General features: G+C 44.7%; 18 protein-coding genes. 11 read left to right on the top strand and 7 right to left on the bottom strand.

What is annotated here, in order from left to right; genetic code table 11:
* The first annotated feature begins 11 nt into the window (after positions 1 to 11).
* Both LKO26_RS01680 and LKO26_RS01675 read left to right on the top strand, forming a co-directional pair.
* Positions 12 to 3,119, top strand: coding sequence for a T9SS type B sorting domain-containing protein (locus tag LKO26_RS01680; RefSeq protein WP_227586068.1), 3,108 nt, complete (start codon positions 12 to 14; stop codon positions 3,117 to 3,119).
* A gap of 83 nt (positions 3,120 to 3,202) precedes the next feature.
* Entirely contained in the window at positions 3,203 to 6,652 is a 3,450-nt protein-coding gene (locus tag LKO26_RS01675; protein ID WP_227586067.1) for a gliding motility-associated C-terminal domain-containing protein, read from the top strand.
* A 137-nt stretch (positions 6,653 to 6,789) separates the two neighbouring features.
* Here the strand turns inward: LKO26_RS01675 and LKO26_RS01670 are convergent, their stop codons facing one another.
* Together LKO26_RS01670 and LKO26_RS01665 are read right to left on the bottom strand one after the other, a co-directional pair.
* Positions 6,790 to 7,353 (bottom strand): DUF2892 domain-containing protein, encoded by a 564-nt coding sequence (locus LKO26_RS01670; protein WP_227586066.1) that lies wholly within the window; start codon positions 7,351 to 7,353, stop codon positions 6,790 to 6,792.
* 60 nt (positions 7,354 to 7,413) lie between these two features.
* The gene (locus LKO26_RS01665) at positions 7,414 to 7,914 is read right to left on the bottom strand and encodes a dihydrofolate reductase (protein WP_227586065.1); all 501 of its coding nucleotides are present in this window, start codon (positions 7,912 to 7,914) and stop codon (positions 7,414 to 7,416) included.
* Positions 7,915 to 8,006: 92 nt separating this feature from the next.
* Between LKO26_RS01665 and LKO26_RS01660 the strand changes: the two genes are divergently transcribed.
* The 5 genes from LKO26_RS01660 to LKO26_RS01640 all read left to right on the top strand — a co-directional run bounded on the left by LKO26_RS01660 (position 8,007) and on the right by LKO26_RS01640 (position 12,139).
* Complete coding sequence (locus tag LKO26_RS01660; RefSeq protein ID WP_227586064.1) at positions 8,007 to 8,615, top strand: LemA family protein; 609 nt, start codon at positions 8,007 to 8,009, stop codon at positions 8,613 to 8,615.
* A 5-nt stretch (positions 8,616 to 8,620) separates the two neighbouring features.
* Positions 8,621 to 9,049 (top strand): TPM domain-containing protein, encoded by a 429-nt coding sequence (locus LKO26_RS01655; RefSeq protein ID WP_227586063.1) that lies wholly within the window; start codon positions 8,621 to 8,623, stop codon positions 9,047 to 9,049.
* On the top strand, positions 9,030 to 9,842 hold the full coding sequence (locus LKO26_RS01650; RefSeq protein ID WP_227586062.1) for a TPM domain-containing protein: 813 nt from the start codon (positions 9,030 to 9,032) through the stop codon (positions 9,840 to 9,842). The genes LKO26_RS01655 and LKO26_RS01650 overlap by 20 nt, the downstream gene beginning before the upstream one ends.
* A gap of 321 nt (positions 9,843 to 10,163) precedes the next feature.
* Positions 10,164 to 11,054, top strand: a complete 891-nt coding sequence (locus tag LKO26_RS01645; RefSeq protein WP_227586061.1) for a DMT family transporter — start codon at positions 10,164 to 10,166, stop codon at positions 11,052 to 11,054.
* A complete protein-coding gene (locus LKO26_RS01640; RefSeq protein ID WP_227586060.1) occupies positions 11,054 to 12,139 on the top strand; it encodes a PorV/PorQ family protein in 1,086 nt (361 codons plus the stop codon). The genes LKO26_RS01645 and LKO26_RS01640 overlap by 1 nt, the downstream gene beginning before the upstream one ends.
* Before the next feature lie 7 nt (positions 12,140 to 12,146).
* On the opposite strand, the gene ygiD is transcribed toward LKO26_RS01640, so the two are convergent.
* Both ygiD and LKO26_RS01630 read right to left on the bottom strand, forming a co-directional pair.
* Positions 12,147 to 12,974 (bottom strand): 4,5-DOPA dioxygenase extradiol, encoded by an 828-nt coding sequence (ygiD, locus tag LKO26_RS01635; RefSeq protein WP_227586059.1) that lies wholly within the window; start codon positions 12,972 to 12,974, stop codon positions 12,147 to 12,149.
* An 84-nt stretch (positions 12,975 to 13,058) separates the two neighbouring features.
* Positions 13,059 to 13,568 (bottom strand): YceI family protein, encoded by a 510-nt coding sequence (locus LKO26_RS01630; protein ID WP_227586058.1) that lies wholly within the window; start codon positions 13,566 to 13,568, stop codon positions 13,059 to 13,061.
* A 199-nt stretch (positions 13,569 to 13,767) separates the two neighbouring features.
* Here LKO26_RS01630 and LKO26_RS01625 point away from each other — a divergent pair, with 199 nt between their 5' ends.
* From LKO26_RS01625 to LKO26_RS01615, 3 genes are all read left to right on the top strand, one after another.
* The gene (locus LKO26_RS01625; protein WP_227586057.1) at positions 13,768 to 14,478 is read left to right on the top strand and encodes a phosphatase PAP2 family protein; all 711 of its coding nucleotides are present in this window, start codon (positions 13,768 to 13,770) and stop codon (positions 14,476 to 14,478) included.
* Positions 14,479 to 14,526: 48 nt separating this feature from the next.
* Entirely contained in the window at positions 14,527 to 16,668 is a 2,142-nt protein-coding gene (locus LKO26_RS01620) for a S9 family peptidase (protein ID WP_227586056.1), read from the top strand.
* Between the two features lie 112 nt (positions 16,669 to 16,780).
* Positions 16,781 to 17,386 (top strand): DUF4919 domain-containing protein, encoded by a 606-nt coding sequence (locus LKO26_RS01615; protein WP_227586055.1) that lies wholly within the window; start codon positions 16,781 to 16,783, stop codon positions 17,384 to 17,386.
* 159 nt (positions 17,387 to 17,545) lie between these two features.
* Here LKO26_RS01615 and LKO26_RS01610 read toward each other — a convergent pair whose 3' ends face one another.
* From LKO26_RS01610 to LKO26_RS01600, 3 genes are all read right to left on the bottom strand, one after another.
* Entirely contained in the window at positions 17,546 to 17,938 is a 393-nt protein-coding gene (locus LKO26_RS01610) for a hypothetical protein (protein ID WP_227586054.1), read from the bottom strand.
* A 291-nt stretch (positions 17,939 to 18,229) separates the two neighbouring features.
* Complete coding sequence (locus tag LKO26_RS01605; RefSeq protein WP_227586053.1) at positions 18,230 to 18,781, bottom strand: DUF7010 family protein; 552 nt, start codon at positions 18,779 to 18,781, stop codon at positions 18,230 to 18,232.
* A gap of 539 nt (positions 18,782 to 19,320) precedes the next feature.
* Positions 19,321 to 19,878, bottom strand: coding sequence for a hypothetical protein (locus LKO26_RS01600; protein WP_317206364.1), 558 nt, complete (start codon positions 19,876 to 19,878; stop codon positions 19,321 to 19,323).
* A gap of 412 nt (positions 19,879 to 20,290) precedes the next feature.
* Between LKO26_RS01600 and LKO26_RS12750 the strand changes: the two genes are divergently transcribed.
* A complete protein-coding gene (locus tag LKO26_RS12750; RefSeq protein ID WP_317206363.1) occupies positions 20,291 to 21,217 on the top strand; it encodes a tyrosine-type recombinase/integrase in 927 nt (308 codons plus the stop codon).
* The last annotated feature ends 33 nt before the right edge of the window (positions 21,218 to 21,250 follow it).

Raw genomic sequence — 21,250 nt, 5'->3', positions numbered from 1 at the left:
ACTTTTGAAAAATGAAAAAACAACTACTTCTTTTTTTGATGATTGTGTTTTCGTTCGGTAAGTTAAGTGCTCAGTATGACACCGATCACTGGATTGCGCCATACTACGCCAATACTACCGGATACACACATGGTCTGTACTTCTCTACGAAGTCTACCACGCCTTTTGATGTGGAAATTTTTAACAATGGTACCATCATTCACACCATTACAGGGTTAAGTAAAAACAACCCCAAGGTGTTGATTATGCCATCTACTGTAGCTCAGCAGTATTTTTTCGCAAATACTGCAGCAGAAGCTTTAACGGTAATAAATAAAGGGGTTTATACTAAATCCGTAGGAAACAACCCGGATTTCAAGTATTTTGTCTCTCTTAGAATGCAGCAATCAGCGCATGGTGAATTCTTAACCTCCAAAGGCCGTGCAGGTCTGGGCACCGAGTTCTTTGCAGCTCCGGCACCATTAACTGCTTCGTCCACAGGAATGAACTTCACCGCGGGGATTCTGGCCACAGAAAATAACACCACTGTAACCGTGAGCGGTTACGGTGCCGGTGTACGGTTTGTAAACGGACCCACCACCACCACTCCGCCATCCTATACCTTCACCCTGAACAGGGGTCAGTCTGTACTGCTTGCCGGTATCGCCAATATTGGAGGAAACCAGACCGGATTCATCGGAGCACGAATTAATGCGGATAAACCCGTCACCATGACCAATGGTAATGCCAACGGTATGTTCGGAACGGCCAATACATCCTCCGGCTCCGACCTTATCATGGATCAAAGTGTCCCTACCGAGCGTCTGGGAACCACCTTCGCCATGGTGCGAAGCCTTACTTATCTGGCCGATGCTTCTAACCAGGAAGGTGGTCTCATAGTAGCCACCGAAGACAATACTCAGATTTTCCTGAATGGCTCCCCAACTGCTATTGCCACCATCAACGCCGGCCAATGGTACCGGGTTTTGAGTAATGCGTATATCAACCAGGGGAATAACCACCACAATGTGTACATCAGTACCACCAGACCGGTTTATCTGTATCAGCTTTTGGGAACGGGATCAAGTTCTTCGGGTACCAACACCGCCGGGTTTAACTATATACCGCCTTTAAGCTGTTATATGCCACGGGAGGTTGATGAAATTGCCTTAATAAACCAGATGCCCAACTACGGTGGAAATATTACCATGAAACTGAACATCCTTACGGAAGCAGGAGCCGTGGTAACCGTAAACGGTGTGGCACCTACCGCCGCACAAGGTCCATATCCTGTAACCGGTAATGCCAACTGGGTTTCCTACGACATCCCTGGTGTAACCGGAAACCTGACCATTAACTCTACCAAAGCGCTTACCGCAGGGATCAACGGAGGTTACTCTACTGCCGGATACGGAGGGTATTTTGCAGGATTCTCTTCTGTACCTGCCATAGTGAAAACTACCGGAGAATGTATCCCGGGACTGGTCCTGGAAGTAGATGATATTTATGAAACCTATCAGTGGTTCCTGAACGGCAACCCGATTTCCGGAGCGAACACGTACAGCTATACACCTACATTGCCAGGCATCTATACCGTAACGGTAAGCATCAGCGGATGTAACCCGGTAACCACACCGGAATACCACGTTTATCCTTGTCTGGTGGAAACTACAGAATCTGTAAACGTATGTGGCGGTAAAACGTTCCCTGTAGAGTTTACCACTTCTACCCAAACCATTGACCTGAACTCCATTGTCATCACTACCCCGCCTGCAAACGGTACGGTAACGATTGACAACATCAACGGTACCGTAACCTATACCGCTAACCCCGGATTTTTAGGACCGGATACTTTCACGTACTATTTCCAAAGTACTGTACCGGATTTCTTCGACAGTGAAGAGGTAACCATTAATATTAATGTAGTGGTACTGGAAACCGATGACGATACCCTGATTGCCTGTCCTTATAATGGTGTGGCACCTTTTGACCTGACCACAGCAGATGTAACCGATTATCCGGGAGCAACCCTGCAATATTACCCTACACTGACTGATGCGCAAAACGACACCAACGAAATTACCGTGCCTGCTGCCTATATCTCAGCTACAGGAAATGTATATGTAAAAGTAACCACTCCGGAAGGATGTGTGGACTACTCGACTATTACGCTCAATTTCTATGAGCAACCACAGGTTAACGATGCCGTTATGGAATCCTGCTTTATAGTAGGAGCCCCAAACACCGGAGAATTTGATCTTACAACCGCCAATGTAGGCGGAGGTCTTGGAGCCACATTTGATTATTTCCCGTCACTTGCTGATGCAGAAAACAATACCAACGAAATTCAGAATCCGTTTGTTTATGTTTCCCCTAGTACAAATGTATATGTAAGAGTGTACAATGCAAACGGATGTTATGATATTGCGACCATCACCCTGACGGTTATTCCACCGAATTACTCGCCTGTTCTGCAAGATCAGATTATCTGTATCGAGTCCAGAACTACGCTGGATGCCGGACCTGGTTTCGACGCTTACGAGTGGAGCACCGGTGAAACTACACAGTCCATCAGCAATGTAACAGTAGGTCAATACTGGGTATTACTGACCACAAACGGATGTCAGACCCTGCAGGAAGTACAGGTACACAAAGCACCGGAAGTTGTACTTACTAATATTGACATTGACAATAATACCGTTACCCTTACGGTAGCAGGAGGTAAAGCCCCTTATGAATTCTCTATAGACGGAATCAACTGGCAGGATTCTAATGTATTTACGGATCTGCCAAGAGGTGAGAACACCTTCTTCGTAAGAGATGCATTCAATTGTGAGCCAATTTCAGTTACGATTACCGTTCCGAATTTCATCAATGCAGTAACACCAAACGATGACGGAGTGAATGACTATCTGGATTACTCTGCCCTGCGTTATAAAGAAAACCTTACGTTCTCTATTTATGACCGCTATGGCAACAGATTGCATTTGGCCGATAAAAAGAACGATTACCGTTGGGACGGACGTACAGGAAACAAGAAAGTGGTTACCGGAACCTACTGGTATCACATCACCTGGAATGAGCCAGACGGCACACCTGCCATCTATAAAGGTTGGATTCTGGTGAAAAACAGAGATTAATATTAACCTTAATCATATCAGAAACACGGCTTCACAGCCGTGTTTTTTTATTTAAATACAAATTACTGAATGCTAAATTTAAAATGATTAAATTTGTAAGGAATGAACTGAATGCCGTGAAAAAATATCTACCTTTTATCTTATTTCTATTCATGTTTGCGAATGTCTATTCGCAGCTGGACCGAGAGCATTGGTTTGCACCCATGATAGACCGGTCCGGAAACCCCTTTCCATTTCAGAAAGTGTACCTCTCTACCAACAGAACTACGCCATTCCCTGTAAGCATATATAACAATAATGTATTGATTGGCACGGTTACCATCAGTAAAGGAAATCCTCAGAAGTTTGACATACCGCGTCAATACATCATCACCACACTTCAGAATGACCTCTTCACGCCCATTACCAAAGGATTAAACGTAAAAGCAGAATTTCCCTTCTACGCCAACCTCCGGTTCTCCGTGTATAACCATGCAGAAATTGTCACGTCCAAAGGAACAGCGTCTGCCGGAACCACGTTCTATACCGCCATGGCACCCCTTACGGTAGAAAACCCAATTCTCAATTTTATGACGGGAATTCTGGCTACAGAAGACAATACTACCGTAACCGTATCCGGATACCCCGCTACTGTTCAGTTCTCAAACGGAACTACAGGCGCCACCAACCCTGTCATGACCTTTACCCTGAACAAAGGACAGTCCTATATCATAGAAGGCAAAGGCGATGTGGCTGCAAACGGCGACAGTTTCATTGGCAGTAAAATCGTAGCCAGCAAACCCGTGAATGTGACCAATGGGAACTTTAACGGACAATACGCCGGTCTGCATCCCCTTAGTTCTGATATCCTGATGGATCAGTCTATTCCCACCAATCACCTAGGCAATACCTTTGCGCTGGTAAAAGGATTCGGAACCGTTGGCAATAATATGGAAGGTGCCCTGGTAGTTGCCATACAAAATAATACTGAAGTCTATCTGAACAATGAAACGGTGCCCGCTGCCGTACTGAATGAAGGTGAACATTATGTAGTTCCCGATAACAAGTATATCCCGCAGGGAACCTCCCATCATAATCTCTATATCTCTACCTCCCAAAATGCTTATGTGTACCAGCTGCTCTCCGGCATTGACAGTGGCGGCAACAGTGTAGCCACCGGCGGATTCAACTTCATTCCTGCGCTGAACTGCTACCTTCCCAAACAGATTGATGAACTGGGACTCATAGACGAAAACGAGGTATATTCCAATGCCAACCCCACCGGAATTCTGAACATCCCAACAAAACTGAACTTAATCACGGAGGTAGGTGCCATTGTACAGATTAACGGCGTTGCTCCGCCCGCAGGAGCCGGCCCCTTTCCCATGACAGGTACCACCAATTGGGTGACTTACGGTATTCCCAATGTCACCGGAAACGTGACCGTGACCTCAAGTAAAGCCATCACGGCAGGAATTAACGCCGGTACCGATGCTGTAGGGTATGGCGGATTCTTTGCCGGTTTCCCCACACAACCCGTGATTCTGACTTCGGGCACTACTTGTATTCCCGGGATAATCCTTACAGTAGATCCCATTATTTATGACTCCTACCAGTGGTTTCTGAATGGCACACTGATCCCGGGAGCAACTTCTGCCTCCATCACCCCTACAGAACCGGGCTATTACACCGCATCTGTAACGATGGGCAGCTGTGCGCCGCTGGTTACGTCACAATTTAAAGTAGAAAAGTGCATGGTGAACACCAGTGTCACTTACAATATCTGCGTGTCCCAAAACATCACGCCTGCTTTTACAAGTGTTTCGGTGCCGCAGAATATCGCATTATCTTCCATACAGATCACCACGCCGCCTGCACTGGGTACGGTAACAATAAATGCTGCAACCGGTGAAATTGTTTATACCACGACCAATCCGGGCGTTTCTGGTACCGATACATTTACCTACACGTTCTGTGGTGACCATCCGGACTTCCCGGAATGTGAAACCGTGACCGTAACGATAAATATTGCCCAAATTCCGGTGAACAATGTCACGCTGAATGCCTGTAATGTAAACGGCCAGGGAACCTATGATCTTACTTCTGCCGCCGTCACCACGCAGACACCGGTAACCATCACTTATTACCCTACGTTAAATGATGCCCAGACCGAAAACCCGGCCGCACTCATCGGAAATACAGGGGCCTACACTACCGCACCCACTACGGTTTATGCAGTGGTTGCATCTCCGGAAGGCTGTAAGAGCATTGCCCAGATTATACTCGGCTTCTTTCCTTTAGCGGTGGTGTCAGATTTCAGCCAGACCTTCTGTGATGATAACGTAGATGGCATTATTGAAATTAATCTCAATAATATTAGCACACAGGTGCTTCAGAACGCTGCTTATTTCGGGGTTCAATATTATCCTACCCTGGCAGACGCCACCGCAGGAAATGCAAATACACTGCCTGTGAACTGGACCTTTACGGCAAATACCACCATTTACATCCGCGTCAATTCACCGGACGGTTGCGCACCGGTAATTAAGGCACTTAATTTTATTTTCGGAACGGCTATTCCGCTGCTTACCACTACTTCTGTTCAAACGGTTTGTGATGAGGATTTTGATGGTATTGCCGATGTCAATCTGATGAATTACCTGCAATTCTATACGAATGACCCGCAGGTTACGGCCACTTTTCATCACAGCTTGGCCAATGCGCAGAACAACACCGGCGCCCTTACAAATCCTGTAAACGTGGATCAGACCGGCACCTACTTCATCCGCTTTGAAAAACCGGGAATCTGTCCGTCGGTAGCAGAGATCATCATCAACATTAAAACCCCGAAGGAAAGTGACACGCTGGTAGATCAGGTGATCTGCCAGAACAGAACCACGGTTCTGGATGCCGGAGCCGGTTTTGAGGCATATCTCTGGAGTACCGGTGAAACCACTCAGGCCATTACGGTCGGCATTGGCAACTACTGGGTAGATTTAACGTTTAATGGTTGCATGTACCGTCAGGAAGTTTCGGTAACCGCTGCAGAACTGCCGGTCATTACCGCCATCGACATCAAAGACAACACCGTGACCATCACGGTAACCGGAGGCACCCCTCCCTACCAGTATTCCCTGGATGGAATTACCTGGCAGACCTCCAATGTATTTTACAATGTAGGCCGCGGTACTTATACCATCTATGTGAAAGACGACCTGGATTGTTCTATCGTCACCAAGCAGTTCTCCATCATCAACCTCATTAATGCCATTACACCAAACGGAGACGGTGTGAATGATCTCATCAGCTATGCTGAACTCCTGACCAAGGAAGATCCGGTGTTCCGAATCTTTGACCGCTATGGCGCCGAGGTCTTTACCGGCACACCTGCCAACAGATTCACGTGGGACGGCATGGTTTCCCCTACCCGCCATGTCCCTACCGCCACCTATTGGTATATTCTGCAATGGCGTGAGTTTGGTACAGACACGGTATATTCCTATACCAGCTGGCTGTTGGTGAAAAACAGAATGGGCAATATTTTCGAAGACTGAAAACTTTCGGAATCCACAGCATCAATCGGCGATAGCAGTAATTTTACGAACTGTTTTTGACTATTAATCCCTGGACTATTAAACCAAAAAAAACGCATCCCGGAGATGCGTTTTTTGTATATGGAGGTATTCTGCTGTCAGAATTTTCCTCTTTGTCTCATGTGCGGATTATGCATATGTTTCTGCATGGACGGCATTTTCATCTGATCTTTCATCATTTTAATCTGATCGGTCATCAGACCTGCAGAATCCAGTCTTTTGGCCTCTTCCAGAAGGCGCTGCCCTTCCTGTCTTCTTCCTTTTGAAATGGCCACAGCCGCCAGATTCAGCGTTGCCATGGCACGGTCCTGCTTCATATTCAGTCCGTATTCCAGCGCTTTCTTCATATAGGGTTCTACTTTTGCCGGACTGTCCTGCGCCAGAGTAAGACCGGTCAGGTAATGGAAATATCCGTACTGACTTTTGTGCAACTGACTTTCAAAATTTTTAATTCTGGCCAATACCCCGGCAGCTTTTGGCATATTCTGCTTTCTGAGGTGCCAGAACGCCAGCAGGATGTATTCATTCTTGAAGAACAACAAAATGGGTAATGCGGTGAGCAACAGAATTACAATTCCCCATCCCACATTACGGTTCATCATCAGGTAAACGGCTGCTGCAACCATCAGGGCTGCTATTACGAATTTCAGGTATTTGTTCATTATTGATATTTAGATGTGCAAAGATAAAATAATTTGACCGAAACAGACAGACAGCAGCTGCTACTTCTGATTCTTTTCCCGGCGCTCCCAGGTCTGGAAACACATATTGAATTCATTTTTCTCATCCTGACCCACACAGTTTTCTGCGGTAAGCACCCAGTCCTTTTCACTGATTTTTGGGAAAAAAGTATCGGCCAGTACTTCCGTATCCACGCGGGTCACTTCCAGTTTATCCGCCACCTCCAGAGTTTGCTCATAGATATTCCCCCCACCGATGATGAAAATATTTTCGTCAATTTTTTTGGCAAACTTCAGCGCTTCTTTTATACTTCCCACGATCAGTATTCCTTCCTGAAACCAGTCTGTTCTGCGGCTGATCACAATATTGGTACGGTTTGGGAGTGGCCGGCCGATGCTCTCATACGTCTTCCGTCCCATGATTACCGGATGCCCGGAGGTGATGGCTTTAAAATGTTTCAAATCTTCCGGAAGATGCCACAGCAACTTATTCTCTTTACCAATTCCGTTTTTCCGGTCCAGCGCCACCACTATCGTTGTCATTCTTTTTTATATTTCTGCAAAATTAAGACATAATTTGTATATTTGATTTGATTAAACATTTAAAACACAATCCAACATTAAAAATACCAACTATGAAAAACAAAGGTTGTCTAAGTGCAGCAACGCTCGGCATCGGGCTCGTTGCCATTCTGGTTATTCTGGCTCTTTGGGGCGTTCCTACCTACAATAACTTCGTAAAACAGGACGAAAATGTGAGCACGAAATGGAGTAATGTAGAAACGGTTTACCAAAAGCGCGCGAATCTGATTCCGAACCTGGAAAACACAGTAAAATCTTATAGTCAGTTTGAGCAGGAAACGCTGACCAAAGTGATTGAAGCCAGATCCAAAGCAACGTCCATCAATCTGGATCCCTCCAATATGACCGAGCAGGACATGGCAAGATTTCAGGCTGCCCAGGGGGAACTTACCGGAGCGCTGAGCAGGCTGATGGCCGTTGTAGAACAATATCCGAATCTGAAAGCAGATCAGCAGTACATGAACTTCCAGCGGGAATACACCGCAATTGAGAACAGCATCCGCGCCGAAACGGTAAACTTCAACCAGGCGGTAGATGAATACAATAATACCGTGAGAAAAGTACCGAATAATATTCTGGCCAACTTCACCAACTTCACCGTGAAACCTAAATTTAAGGCCGAAGCAGGTGCCGAGCGTGCGCCCGAAGTATTTACGAATTAAAACTTATGAATCATTTTCTGACCCCATCCGAAATGGCTTCTCTGGTGGAAGCCATTAAGGCGGCGGAGGATCACTCTACCGGCGAAATCCGTGTACACATAGACGCTACCACCGAGGAACGGAATGCCGATGTGGCCTTTGAAGTCTTCAAAAAACTGTGCAAAGACCAGACGGCAGAAAAAAATGCAGTGCTTTTTCATGTAAATTTTGAGCAGCACTATCTTACCATCATCGGGGACGAGGGTATTCACAGAAAAGTAAAACAACAGTTCTGGGACCGCCTGCATGATGAAATCACTACCGGTTTTGCCTCAGGGCATTATTTTGAACCTTTGCAGAAGGCCATTCTGGATACCGGTGCAGAACTTAAAAAACATTTCCCGGTGACGGGCGAAAATCCAAATGAACTTCCGAATGAGATTAGTTTCTCTTAAATTCTTTTTTACCGCCGTGCTTCTGGCCGGCTTCATGGCATCTGCGCAGTTTACCGTTCCGCAAAAACCCGCTGTGCTGTATCCCGTGTATGACGAGGTTGGACTGCTTTCTGCAGAAGAAAAGAATTTACTGAATGAAAAGCTCATCAACTTTGCCGACAGTACATCCACTGAAATTGAGGTCATCATCATCCCCACTACCGGTGGTGAAGACATCAACTTTGTGGCATGGCAGTTTGGAGAAACCTGGAAAATCGGAGAAAAAGGACAGGACAATGGCATTGTATTTCTGATTGCATCAGAAGACCGAAAAATCAGCATCCAACAAGGCCGCGATGTAGAAAAATACCTTACGGCATCTGTGGCCGGACAAATCATTGACTATATCATTGCCCCCAATTTCAAACAGGGACAGTGGTACGAAGGCATCAACCGGGGCACCACAGCGCTAATGGAAGCCGTACAGGGCAAATACAAACCCCGGGCAAAGGAACCCTCTGAAGGAGGCGGCATGAGTGTTTTTGAGATCTTGCTGATCGCTTTTTTCATCATTTTTCTGCTGAGCTTTTTCTTCGGCAGCAAAGGCGGTGGCAGAGGTGGCCGTGGCGGGGACGATGACGACGTAATTCTGTCCCGAAGAGGGCGCAGAACGTATCCCGGTGGCTTTTTCCCATTCCCGCCTATGGGTGGCGGCTTCGGAGGTGGCGGTGGCAGTTTTGGCGGCGGAGGCGGTTTTGGAGGCTTCGGTGGAGGCGGAAGTTTCGGTGGAGGCGGCGCATCCGGTGGCTGGTAAAGTCACTTACGAAATAAGACAAAAAAATACCCTTCTGTTTTGAAAGGCATTCATTTTTTAACAATAATCATGATCTATTTAAAAAGCACTGTTCCGGTTCAAAATCCTTTTAAACAGATAAGAGGAATAATGACCTTAACCACACAGGAAGCATCTCAATAGTCAGCACAACTGTTTAGCCTCATCGTATGAAACTCAGAATGGACGGGCAATGAGGGTAATTTTCATGACGAAACTAATGGTCTGAAGTGTATTGGCAAAAATAATCGTCGGTCTTCAATGGAGTTAACCTAATTTTGCGTCTGATTCTAAAAACAAAAAATGAAAAGCTCAGCCCTGTTCCGTCTTCATTTCATTGTATTTCTCTGGGGGTTTACTGCAATCCTCGGCAAACTGATTACGGCCAATGCGCAGACACTGACCTTCTACCGGATGCTTTTTGCAGCATTCCTGCTGTTTGTGTTCATCCGTTTTATCGGGCGCCAGCATCTGGGTATTTCCCGGAAACTCATGTTCAGGCTTTTTGCCGTGGGCGGATTTATGGCCTTTCACTGGCTGTGTTTTTTTCATTCCATCAAAGTGTCTAATGTGGCCATTGCCCTGAGTTGCCTGTCGCTCTCTACCTTATTTGCAGCCATACTGGAACCCATCGTCTTCAAACGAAAAATAGACCTCTCAGAAATCATCATGGGCATTGTGATTGTAGCCTGTATGGTGGCCATATTCAATATTGAATTCCGGTACAAGGAAGGGATTTTCTTTGGCATCCTGACCGCACTTTTCGGTACGGTATTTTCGGTGTTCAACGGGAAACTTTATGGCAAAACCTCATCCGGAAATATTATTTTCTATGAAATATTCGGTGGCTGGCTCATTATTACACTTTTTTATCTGGCTACCGGCCAGTTATCCCGGGTGACAGCCATCAGCTACGGTGATCTGGCGCTGATTGCCTTGCTGGCAAGTGTTTTCACCGCTTATCCCATGCTGGAATCTGTAAGTTTAATGAAGTACATCTCCCCTTTCACACTGGTTCTCACGGTAAATTTGGAACCGGTGTACGGAATTATCCTTGCTTTTTTTATCTTTGGTGCGTCAGAACAGATGAGTGTCATGTTTTATGTGGCTTCCTTTGTCATGATTGCCGCCATTGTGGTAAACGGAATTATAAAATCCAGAAAGTCTAAGAAAAATCTAAAACCAGAAATCTAATGAGGAAACTACTGCTATTACTCGTATGTACATCTGCCATAGCCCAGGCGCAGATTGTAAGAAAATACTCCAACGAGTTCCTGAACATTGGTGCGGGAGCCCGCGGTCTGGCCATGGGCGGTGCGGTAGTGAGCAATCAGAACGATGTCTATGCCCCGATGTGGAACCCTGCAGGTCTTCTGGGTATAGAACGTGACTGGCAGGGGGCAGCCATGCACGCAGAATATTTTGAAAGCATTGCCAAATATGATTACCTGGCCTATGCTAAAAAGCTGGAAAACAGTGGCGGTGTGTTTGCCGTTTCCATTGTAAGACTGGGTGTAGATAATATTCTGAATACCACCCAGATGATAGACAGCGAAGGGAATATTGATTATGACAAAATCACCAAATTCTCTCAGGCAGACTATGCCGGACTGGTTTCTTATGCGTTTCACCCGGGCGGAAATGAAAAAATCTCTGCCGGTGTCAATGCCAAAGTAGTGTACAGAAATGTAGGAAAATTTGCCAATGCCTTTGGTTTTGGTTTTGATGTAGGCGCCATTTACCATTCAGACAGCGGTTGGAACTACGGAGCCATGCTGCGGGACGCCTCTACTACCGTCAATTTCTGGAATGTCAATCAGGATGAATTATCGGCCATTGTAAACGGCGAGGAGTTCAACCCGGCTCCTCAGGACAAAATGGAACTCACCATGCCCAAACTGAATATGGGGGCCAGCAAGAATTTTGAAATCAGCCATTATATGTCCATTCTGCCGGAAGCCGGAATCAATGTGGACTTTGCCAAAACAGCAGCCCTTATTTCCACAGATTTCGCCAGCATCACGCCTTATGCCGGTGCAGAGCTGAACTATGACAATCTGGTGTTCGTACGCCTGGGGGTGAACCGTTTTCAGACCATCACAGACATTGAAGACCTCAGCCGCAAGGTTTCCTTCCAGCCCAGTGCCGGGATTGGGATTCAATACCGCGGTCTGACGCTGGATTACGCCATCACCAATTCGGGAATCGGCGGAAGCAATTTCTTCTCGAACTTCTTCTCTCTGAAACTGGATATGGGCGCTATGCGCAATAACCCGTAACAGCCCATCAGCCAATCCGCACACTCGTCATGCTCAGGCTGCCTCCCAGCAACTCATCATTAAAAAGAGCAATATCGTCGGTCTTCTCTTTCAGGGCCAGCGTGTAAATCAGCGGCATATAATGATCCGGTGTGGGAACGGCGGTTTGCATGGCCACACCCTGCTTATTATAGTTAATCAGATTGCGGAAATTTCCGTCCAGAATCCAGCTATTGGTCAGTTCTCGTGCCTCAATGGCCCAGTCCCAGCCGGCTCCTACCGTGTTGATATTCCGCCAGTCTACCAGCCGCAGATTATGCACAATATTCCCACTTCCGATGATGAGCACGCCCTTTTCCCGAAGTTTCTGAAGCTGAGTGGCCAGCTGAAAATGATATTCAGGAGGTTTGCTATAATCAATGCTCAACTGGATAACCGGAATATCTGCCTCGGGGTACATGTGACGGATGACCGACCAGGCTCCATGATCCAGACCCCAGCTGTGGTCTTCTTCCACCTGTGCAGGCAGCAGCAGACCAGCCGTTTCTCTGGCCAGTTCGGGACTACCGGGAGCAGGATACTGTACGGCAAACAGATCCGGCGGAAAGCCGTAAAAATCATGGATGGTTTTCGGCAAATCCATAGCGGTCACAAAAGTTCCGTTGGTAAACCAGTGCGCTGAAACACATAAAATAGCATTGGGCACCGGGATTTCTTTGGAGATCTTCCGGAATCCGCGCACAAACTGATTTTCCTCAATGGCGTTCATAGGCGAACCGTGGCCCAGGAACAGTACCGGCATCTTCGGAGTTGGGGCAAAACCGGACGAGATATTAGTTAAATCGTTTAAATTCATTGTTTTGGATTTGGTTTAAAAAGCAATCCGGAACTACCTGAGTAATTCCGGATTGATGAAATTTTACGGTCTGAATACTCAGGATTAAGCTTTTACAAATTGTAGTTCGCCGGCAATTTTCACTTCGTCTGATACCATCACCCCTCCTGCTTCCAGGGCAGCGTTCCAGTTCAGGCCGAATTCGCTTCTTTTGATTTTCCCTTCAAAAGAAAAACCGGCTTTGGTATTTCCCCACGGATCTACGCTAATTCCACCGAAATCTACTTCCAGATTTACCGGTTTGGTAATGCCATTGATGGTCAGATTTCCGGAGATATCATCATTCAGTGAATTGGTTTCAAACGTGATCACAGGATGCTTCTCTGCGCTGAAGAATTCGTCACTTCTCAGGTGATTGTCTCTGTCTGCATTATTGGTATCCACAGATGCGGTCTGGATGGTTGCGGTAGCTCTGGCACTTTTAAAAGTATCATCTTCTGTTTCCAAAGCCACGTTAAAGTCTTTAAATTGCCCTTTCACATTAGAAATCATTAAATGTTTTACTTTAAAAGTAATTTCACTGTGCGAAGGGTCTAAGTTCCATTTTGTTGACATAATATTTGTTTTTTAATTGGTTAATAAATGAATACTGCAAAGATAGAGCCCTCCTGTTGCCATTTCATTGACCTAAGATAAGAAGTGACAATTCCTGCAGCCATTCATTAAAATTACAACTATAAAAATAATTTACTCTGACTTTATATGAATTTAACATCAGTCTCCGGTTTTATGATTAGCTTTGAAAAAAATACAAATGAAGCACGGCTTAGTACTGATGATCCTGCTGAATCTTTATTCAAGCCTTTCAGCACAAGTACCGGACAGGCTGTACCTGGCAGAAAGCCGGATTCCTTTTACCCCAAAACAACTCTATATTCCGGGAACCCTGATGCTTGCCGGAGTCCTGACCGATACAGAAAACCGAAAGGGACAGCTCCTGAAGACCGAGACCGAAAACAAACACCTGATGGGCCTCACCGGACAGGCAGATGACTTCCTGATTGCCGTTCCTGTTTTGGCCCTCTACGGCCTGGAAATGACCGGCATGCAGGCCCGGACCGACCTTAAAAACCGCACGGTACTCATGGTAAAAGGCCAGGCACTGAGCACCGGCATGGTTCTGATCCTGAAATCTGCCATGAAGAAAACCCGGCCAGACGGCACTGCTTTCTCCTTCCCCAGTGGCCACAGCGCCATTGCTTTTGCCGGCGCCACCCAGCTCTCCCTGGAATACGGACAGCACAACCGATGGGTACCCTTTGCCGCTTACGGACTGGCAGCCACCGTGGGTGCCATGAGGCTGGGGAATGACAAACATTATCTTTCAGATGTGCTCTTCGGGGCCGGACTGGGAATTCTCTCCATGAAAATGGCGTACTGGACCCACCGGTACCGCTGGAACCGGCCTGAAAGTGATGCCGATCCGCTGCTAAATCTGTATCAGCAGTCCATAAAAACACAATAGTAACAGTCCGGAATTATTTCTTAATTTTAGCCAGCTAATTTTTTAGAAATGAAATTTTCAAAAATCCCTTTACTGCTCGTAGTTTTCAGCAGTTTATTATATGGTCAGAACCAAAAATTCACCATGGCTGAAGCCGTAAACGGACTGCGCAGCAACCTGGCGGTGAAAAACATCAGTCAGTTTTCCTGGACACCAGACGGTAAATCTTATATTCAGGGCGCCAGAAATGCCTACCTGATCACCGATGTCAAATCTGCAAAAACCGATACCCTGGTATCGCTGAGCCGTATCAATAAAAACCTGGATGATTCCCGGAAACTGAAATCTCTGCCCCCGGTGAAATTCATTAGCCCGAACAAAGGCTATTTTGCCCAGACCGGCACCTACCACTGGCTGGAAAAGAGCGGAAACGACTGGAAAGTCACTCCATGGGCTGCCCTGAACTCCGGTGCTGCAAATACAGTAGTGCTGGAAGATCAGAAAAGCATTGCATACACCGTAGCAAACAACCTGTACCTGCACCGCAACGGCAAATCTGTGGCGGTGACTCAGGACACAGACCCGGGAATCGTAAACGGGCAGGCCGTGCACCGACAGGAATTTGGCATCAGTGGCGGAATTTTCCCCGCACCGGACAGTGATAAAATTGCATTCTACCGCATGGACGAACGGATGGTGACAGATTATCCCATTATAGACTGGTCTGTAACTCCGGCGAAGAATGCCAACATCAAATACCCGATGGCCGGTGCTGCTTCCCATCACGTAACGCTGGGCGTGTACAATGCCAAATCAGAAACCACTTCTTATCTGAATATCGACGGAGACCAGGAGCAATACCTGACTGCAGTGACCTGGAGTCCGGATTCCCGGTTTATATTCGTGGGCGTGCTGAACCGCGACCAGAATCATTTACAAATGAATCAGTATGATGCGGCCTCCGGAAACCTGGTGAAAACTATTTTCGAAGAAAAATCAGACCGATATGTGGAACCCCAGCATCCCTTATTATTTTTCCCGAATTCCAATACCGATTTCATCTGGCAGAGTCAGCGCACCGGTTATAACCACCTCTTCCATTATCATCTGGACAAAGGACTGGTCTCTCAGATGACCAAAGGAGACTGGCTGGTAACTGATATCCTGGGCTTTAACGAAAAAAAGAAAGAAATTTATTTTGCCGCCACCAAAGAAACTCCGCAGGAGCGGCACCTGTACCGCGTGAACTGGAACAACTTCAAAATGCAGCGTCTGGATGAGGCGCCGGGCATGCACTCCGGAATTCTGAGCAAAGACGGCAGTATGCTTTACAATGTGTACACCAATGCCACCACCCCGCGCAGCGCACAGTTGATCAATACCCAGACCCTGAAATCCCAAAATATTCTGACCGCAGAGAATCCGCTGAAAAATTACCTGCGTCCGGAAATTAAAAACGTTACCCTGAAAGCAGATGACGGAACCGACCTCTATGGGAAACTGATTCTGCCAACCAACTTTGACCCTAATATGAAATATCCGGTCATTGTTTATCTCTATAACGGGCCGCACCTGCAACTGGTGACCAACAGTTTCCCGCAATCCGGAAACCTGTGGTACGAATATATGGCGCAAAACGGTTACATCGTCTTTACCATGGACGGCCGCGGCTCATCTAACCGCGGGCTTAAATTTGAACAGGCGGTCTTCCGTAATCTGGGTGAGACCGAAATGAACGATCAGTTGCAGGGGGTGAACTACCTGAAGTCTCTGCCGTATGTAGATGCAGACCGTATGGGAATACATGGATGGAGTTTTGGCGGTTTTATGACCACCAGCTTCATGCTGAAGCATCCCGAAGTATTCAAAGCCGGAGTGGCCGGCGGACCGGTTATAGACTGGCGCATGTACGAAATCATGTACACCGAGCGGTATATGGATACCCCGGAATCCAATCCGGAGGGTTATGCCCAGTCTAACCTCCTGGATAAAGTTCAGAACCTGAAAGGAAAACTCCTGATGATTCATGGTGCGCAGGACAATGTGGTGGTTTGGCAACATTCTGTAAACTTCCTGAAAGCGGCCGTAGACCATGGCATTCAGGTAGACTATTTTGTATATCCGGGGCATGAGCACAATGTGATGGGCAAAGACCGTGTACACCTGATGCAGAAAGTAACCGATTACTTTGACCAGCATCTAAAGAACTGATTCAGACCTTAAAAATCTCTGCCCACGCAGAGATTTTTTTTATGGGTATGCAGTTAATGTCTATATTGCAGAAGATTACAGAAGCAAAAAAATGAGTAAAATATGGATCTTTATGCTGATAATTTGCTGCAGTGTCCTCCCGGCACAGCGCGCCATAGACTTTGAAGAAATTCACCGGAATGTACAGGATTCCACATCAGTATATTTTTACGAAAAGCTGACATATCAGTTCGTTTACCGCCCCACATCTCTGGACTCGCTGCAGGCCAGGCATCTGTATTATGGACAATTGAAGGGCAAAAAGAAGCCCAATGAACTGGAGAAAAGCGACTTCTTTAAACTGGTGCGCGCCGGCAACTGGAAAGAGGCGATTCCCGAAGGCGAAAAAATTCTGCAGACAGATCCTGTGAATCTGGAAGTACTGGGCATTATGCTGGGGGCATACAGCAAAACAGACCCGGAGAACCCGCAGCTGGCGTTGCGCGGATTACAGTTCCGGACACTGGTAGAAGCGGTTCTGGCAGCTACCACCGAGCATAAAAGCCAGAAAATTTATACCGTGATGAAAGTAGTAGATTCCTATATTATAGCGGGTGTGCAGAACATAGACCTGGGCACCTACACCCGGCGGTCTGAGCACACACCGGAGGGCATTATAGACCACTGGCGGCAGGGCCGCAACCGGATTTCGTTTCTGGTGGTGTATTCACAGGATTGAGGAATGAGAAGACCTGCGGTATCCTTGTTCCCGCAAAGGAAATCTGCTAAGAATGGATGGTGAGGAGGTGGTGTTTTATGTTTCTACCGCATGGAAACTCCTGAAATTGGGGCTGTACAACAGCTACTGATGTCATACGTAGTTAAGTTATTTTATTAATTAAAACACTGATTTTATGAATGATTTAATGTAATTTTCGGATAAATTCATTTTATCAGAAAATTCTTTAATATATAAAGCTAAATCATTTTCAGATTTTGTTAATGCAATATTCTTGCAAGTTTCAAATTCATCTTTTCTAAATTCTCTAGGATTTTCAGTTCCTGTCCCAAATGTTGATTGAGCTTCAAAGAAAAGCAAGAAATATAGAACCTTATAACGATATTGATTTTCTTTTAGGCATTCAAAATCAGCCTTAGAAATAATGAATTCAAAATTTAAATCAATATGTCCTGACGATACAGGAAAACAGTAAATAAATGACTTTTCACTTTTATAAATGTAAGGACTATAACCTTCTTTTAGACAGTACACTTTGTCCTCTTTTTTCATATATTAATTAAAGCTAAAATCTATTTGTATTATAAGTGTAATTTAACTTGGGTTTGCACTTTATTCAATTGCGTTCAAAATCCCCTACAGCTTTCTTCTGTACCATCGCACATATCAAAGATACGAAAGTGCAGGCATTGGTGGTTAAATAATTTAAAACATTTTTCCACCGTAAATCAAAACCTCCCCAAAATCGCTTCTGAGGAGGTCATATTTCGTGCATTTTTGCCAATACTTCCAGAAAATTGGGGTTGTGCAACGGCGACTGCTGTTAGCGGTTCGGCTTTTATTTCATAGTTTAAATTTTCTGTTTTTCAAAATTATAATTGATAGGATATATACTACAACAATAGCTATTGGAATTGTTATAAATCTGTCAGAAGGAAATAAATACCAAAGAACTAAAATTAAAATTGTCCTCAAAATTGAATGAAATAGTCCAACCCAATGGTCAATAATCCAAGTCAATGGAACCCACATTAGTCCTGTCAAAATTCCAATCGTTAATGGAAGAGACGTATAGTCTTCAATAAAAAATGGTATTGCGATTGAATACACTAAAATCGCTTGGGCAACTGTAAGAAAAAAAAGAGTGTCAAAAGTATTTTTAGGCTTGCTTTTGTCAAGATAGTCTTCACCAGTCAACTTTGAAATTCCCATAGCTAAGTAGACAATCGAGCCTGTTGCTATAAATAAAACCCAAACAGTAATATTGTCAGGGAAAAAAAATCCTGAAATAGCAACAATTAACCACGCAATTAAACCGGCAATCGGAGATGCTAAAAGTTTCTTTCGTTTAAATTCTTCTTTTTGTTCTTCAAGTGTTCGTTTATTGTCTGTCATATCGTGTCAATTTGAATTCGTCAGGTCGTTTTTTTTTAGCTGACCGCTAACGGTCAAGTATAAGCGTAGTGCGGGTTTTCGAAGACGATATTTACATTTTATTCAAAATTTTATTACGTGACGAAATTTTCAATTTAGCAATAAATCCCGCATTACGCTTATACATTGTGCTTGTTGCACAACTCCTTTTCCAAAGTTAAACTAATTTTTTGATGGCGACGGGTTTTTGTTGAAAACAATCGTGTAAAACATTGTTATCCAGTTGGTTATGGTAATGATTTATTGTATTACCCGAAAAGTTCACCGAAATGCCCAAATTCTACCCGTACCAGGGATGAATTTGTGGTTTTGCCAAAAGCATTTCATCAGAACCGTCACAGCCCGCGTATAAGCCCACCTGAAATCCCGAATAATTTTCCCACCGTAAATAAAAACCTCCCCAAAATCGCTTCTGAAGAGGTCATTTTTTACACATTTTGGCCATTATTTGCAGAAAATTGGGGTTGTGCAACGGCGACCGATGTTGGCTGCAGTATGTTTTAGTAAGGAATTGTAATTATTTCTCCTTGGTTCTTTAGTATAATAAGATTTTCGGGAATTTCTCCATTAATTTCTTGGTTCGGATATAAATGATACATTCCGAAATTTTTTGCGTCAATTTTGACTTTTTCATTTTCGGCATTCATATAAATCCAAGGATTTACAAAAGCCCAGTCAATGTTTTTGATTTTACTCAAGTCTTCCAAATCTCCTGTATCGCCAGAAATATAAATTTTCTTTCCGTGCCAAGTAATTAAATATGAAAAATGCTTGAATGAAACTCCGAAAACTTTATGACTTGTTTGAAATGCTTGAATGCCAAAATTTGGAATAGTTTCTCCCAAATTTTCTAATTCATTGATGTTCCAAGGATCAAACTTTTGTCCCGTAAGTTTTTTCAATAATTTTGCAGAATAATGGTCGGAGTGTCGATGTGTGAAAATGAAAATAGCATTGTCTTTTATGTTATCAATTTCCGATTTATCGTATTCCATATATTTATGAGCACCAGATTTGTAAGGAAAATCAATATAAAAATTGTTTTCTCCGTCGGTCATATAAAGCCCACAATTTCCAATGAATTTAATTTTGATTTCGTTTGATTGGCTAAATCCAAAATTGGAGAAACAGATAATTGTAAAAATTAATAAAAGTTTTTGGTAAAAGTTTGTCATATGTGATGTGTTGTTTAAATATTGCAGTTAACGTTTTGCGGCTATGCGCCGGGCGGGGCTTTTTACTAAAATTGTTCTTTTGAAAACGCTCATTTTTCGTATCCGTAATTTATCAACCGAAGACGGATTTCCCGCCTGGCGCATAGCCGTTGTTGAACTAAACCTTCGGTAGCTTTCCCAATCGCATAAATCAGTTACTTTGTAAAGTTAATTAAAAAATTAATAGAATGGCTACAAAAAAAAGAGTTTAGACGAACTCAGAGAAAACAAAATCATCAATCAGGCAAAGCGCGAAGTGCCTGGTTTTACAGAACTTTTAGGCCGGTTTGAACGTACGGTTTCGGTGCTTGGAAGAAGCCAAAGTACGTTCAGTAATTACTCCAGACACGTGGCGGCGGTGTCGCTGCATTTTGGGAAAATCCCTACAGAGTTGGATGCAGAGCAGATCCACGATTACCTTTTTTACCTTCAGAAAAAATCAAAATCACCCTCGCAATCGTATTTTAAACACACGGTTTACGGACTTCGTTTTCTGTTGAAATCGGAAGGATTGAGCTACGGTTTTCTAAGTCTTCCGGAAATTAAAAAAGAGAAAAAACTGCCCGTAGTGCTCAGTAAACAGGAGGTTTGGCAGATGTTGTCCTGCTGTAAACTTTTAAAACATAAAATCTTAATTGGGTTGCTTTACGGTTGCGGATTGCGCTGTCTTGAGGTCAGAAATCTTCGTCTCTGTGATTTGGATTTTGACCGAAAACAGCTGAAAGTGGTTCAGGGAAAAGGTAAAAAAGACCGCTATTTGCCACTTTCCAAGCATTTGATTCGGGGCTTGAAAAAATACATTGAAGCGGAAAAACCGGAAGATTTTCTCTTTGGAGAACCCCGGTTCGATTACAAAGATTACCGGCAGAAAGGCATCAGAAAGCAGATGGTTTTGAGCCACGAGGAGTTTATCCGCCGTTTTGCGATGCATATTTTGCCGAAAAGATTTGTAAAAATCCGTTATTACGGTTTTCTCAGCAGCACGTGGAAACGACTGAAGCTTAAAAATCTGCAACAGAATTTAGGCCTTCAGCCCATGGAAAAACTTCCATCCAAAACTTTTCAGCCGAAATGTAGTTGTTGCAAAGTTGGGAATCTGGTAACGATTGCAACGTTCGATTTACGCGGTCCGCCAAGTTGGTTTTTGGAGATGAGCCAAAACTTTGAAAAGCCTAAAATCTAGCATTTTGGGTAAGGGATTTTATGCCCAAAAGTG

This window comes from Chryseobacterium sp. MFBS3-17 (assembly GCF_020687745.1).
Classification (GTDB): domain Bacteria; phylum Bacteroidota; class Bacteroidia; order Flavobacteriales; family Weeksellaceae; genus Marnyiella.
The sequence above is the reverse complement of the archived record's forward strand: the minus strand, read 5'-3'. Positions and strand labels throughout refer to the sequence as shown.

Bases quoted from the DNA above. Each gene is read 5' to 3' on its own strand.
- LKO26_RS01680 (WP_227586068.1), top strand. From the start codon at position 12: ATGAAAAAACAACTACTTCTTTTTTTGATGATTGTGTTTTCGTTCGGT.
- LKO26_RS01675 (WP_227586067.1), top strand. From the start codon at position 3,203: ATGATTAAATTTGTAAGGAATGAACTGAATGCCGTGAAAAAATATCTA.
- LKO26_RS01670 (WP_227586066.1), bottom strand. From the start codon at position 7,353: ATGAACAAATACCTGAAATTCGTAATAGCAGCCCTGATGGTTGCAGCA.
- LKO26_RS01665 (WP_227586065.1), bottom strand. From the start codon at position 7,914: ATGACAACGATAGTGGTGGCGCTGGACCGGAAAAACGGAATTGGTAAA.
- LKO26_RS01660 (WP_227586064.1), top strand. From the start codon at position 8,007: ATGAAAAACAAAGGTTGTCTAAGTGCAGCAACGCTCGGCATCGGGCTC.
- LKO26_RS01655 (WP_227586063.1), top strand. From the start codon at position 8,621: ATGAATCATTTTCTGACCCCATCCGAAATGGCTTCTCTGGTGGAAGCC.
- LKO26_RS01650 (WP_227586062.1), top strand. From the start codon at position 9,030: ATGAGATTAGTTTCTCTTAAATTCTTTTTTACCGCCGTGCTTCTGGCC.
- LKO26_RS01645 (WP_227586061.1), top strand. From the start codon at position 10,164: ATGAAAAGCTCAGCCCTGTTCCGTCTTCATTTCATTGTATTTCTCTGG.
- LKO26_RS01640 (WP_227586060.1), top strand. From the start codon at position 11,054: ATGAGGAAACTACTGCTATTACTCGTATGTACATCTGCCATAGCCCAG.
- ygiD (WP_227586059.1), bottom strand. From the start codon at position 12,974: ATGAATTTAAACGATTTAACTAATATCTCGTCCGGTTTTGCCCCAACT.
- LKO26_RS01630 (WP_227586058.1), bottom strand. From the start codon at position 13,568: ATGTCAACAAAATGGAACTTAGACCCTTCGCACAGTGAAATTACTTTT.
- LKO26_RS01625 (WP_227586057.1), top strand. From the start codon at position 13,768: ATGAAGCACGGCTTAGTACTGATGATCCTGCTGAATCTTTATTCAAGC.
- LKO26_RS01620 (WP_227586056.1), top strand. From the start codon at position 14,527: ATGAAATTTTCAAAAATCCCTTTACTGCTCGTAGTTTTCAGCAGTTTA.
- LKO26_RS01615 (WP_227586055.1), top strand. From the start codon at position 16,781: ATGCTGATAATTTGCTGCAGTGTCCTCCCGGCACAGCGCGCCATAGAC.
- LKO26_RS01610 (WP_227586054.1), bottom strand. From the start codon at position 17,938: ATGAAAAAAGAGGACAAAGTGTACTGTCTAAAAGAAGGTTATAGTCCT.
- LKO26_RS01605 (WP_227586053.1), bottom strand. From the start codon at position 18,781: ATGACAGACAATAAACGAACACTTGAAGAACAAAAAGAAGAATTTAAA.
- LKO26_RS01600 (WP_317206364.1), bottom strand. From the start codon at position 19,878: ATGACCGACGGAGAAAACAATTTTTATATTGATTTTCCTTACAAATCT.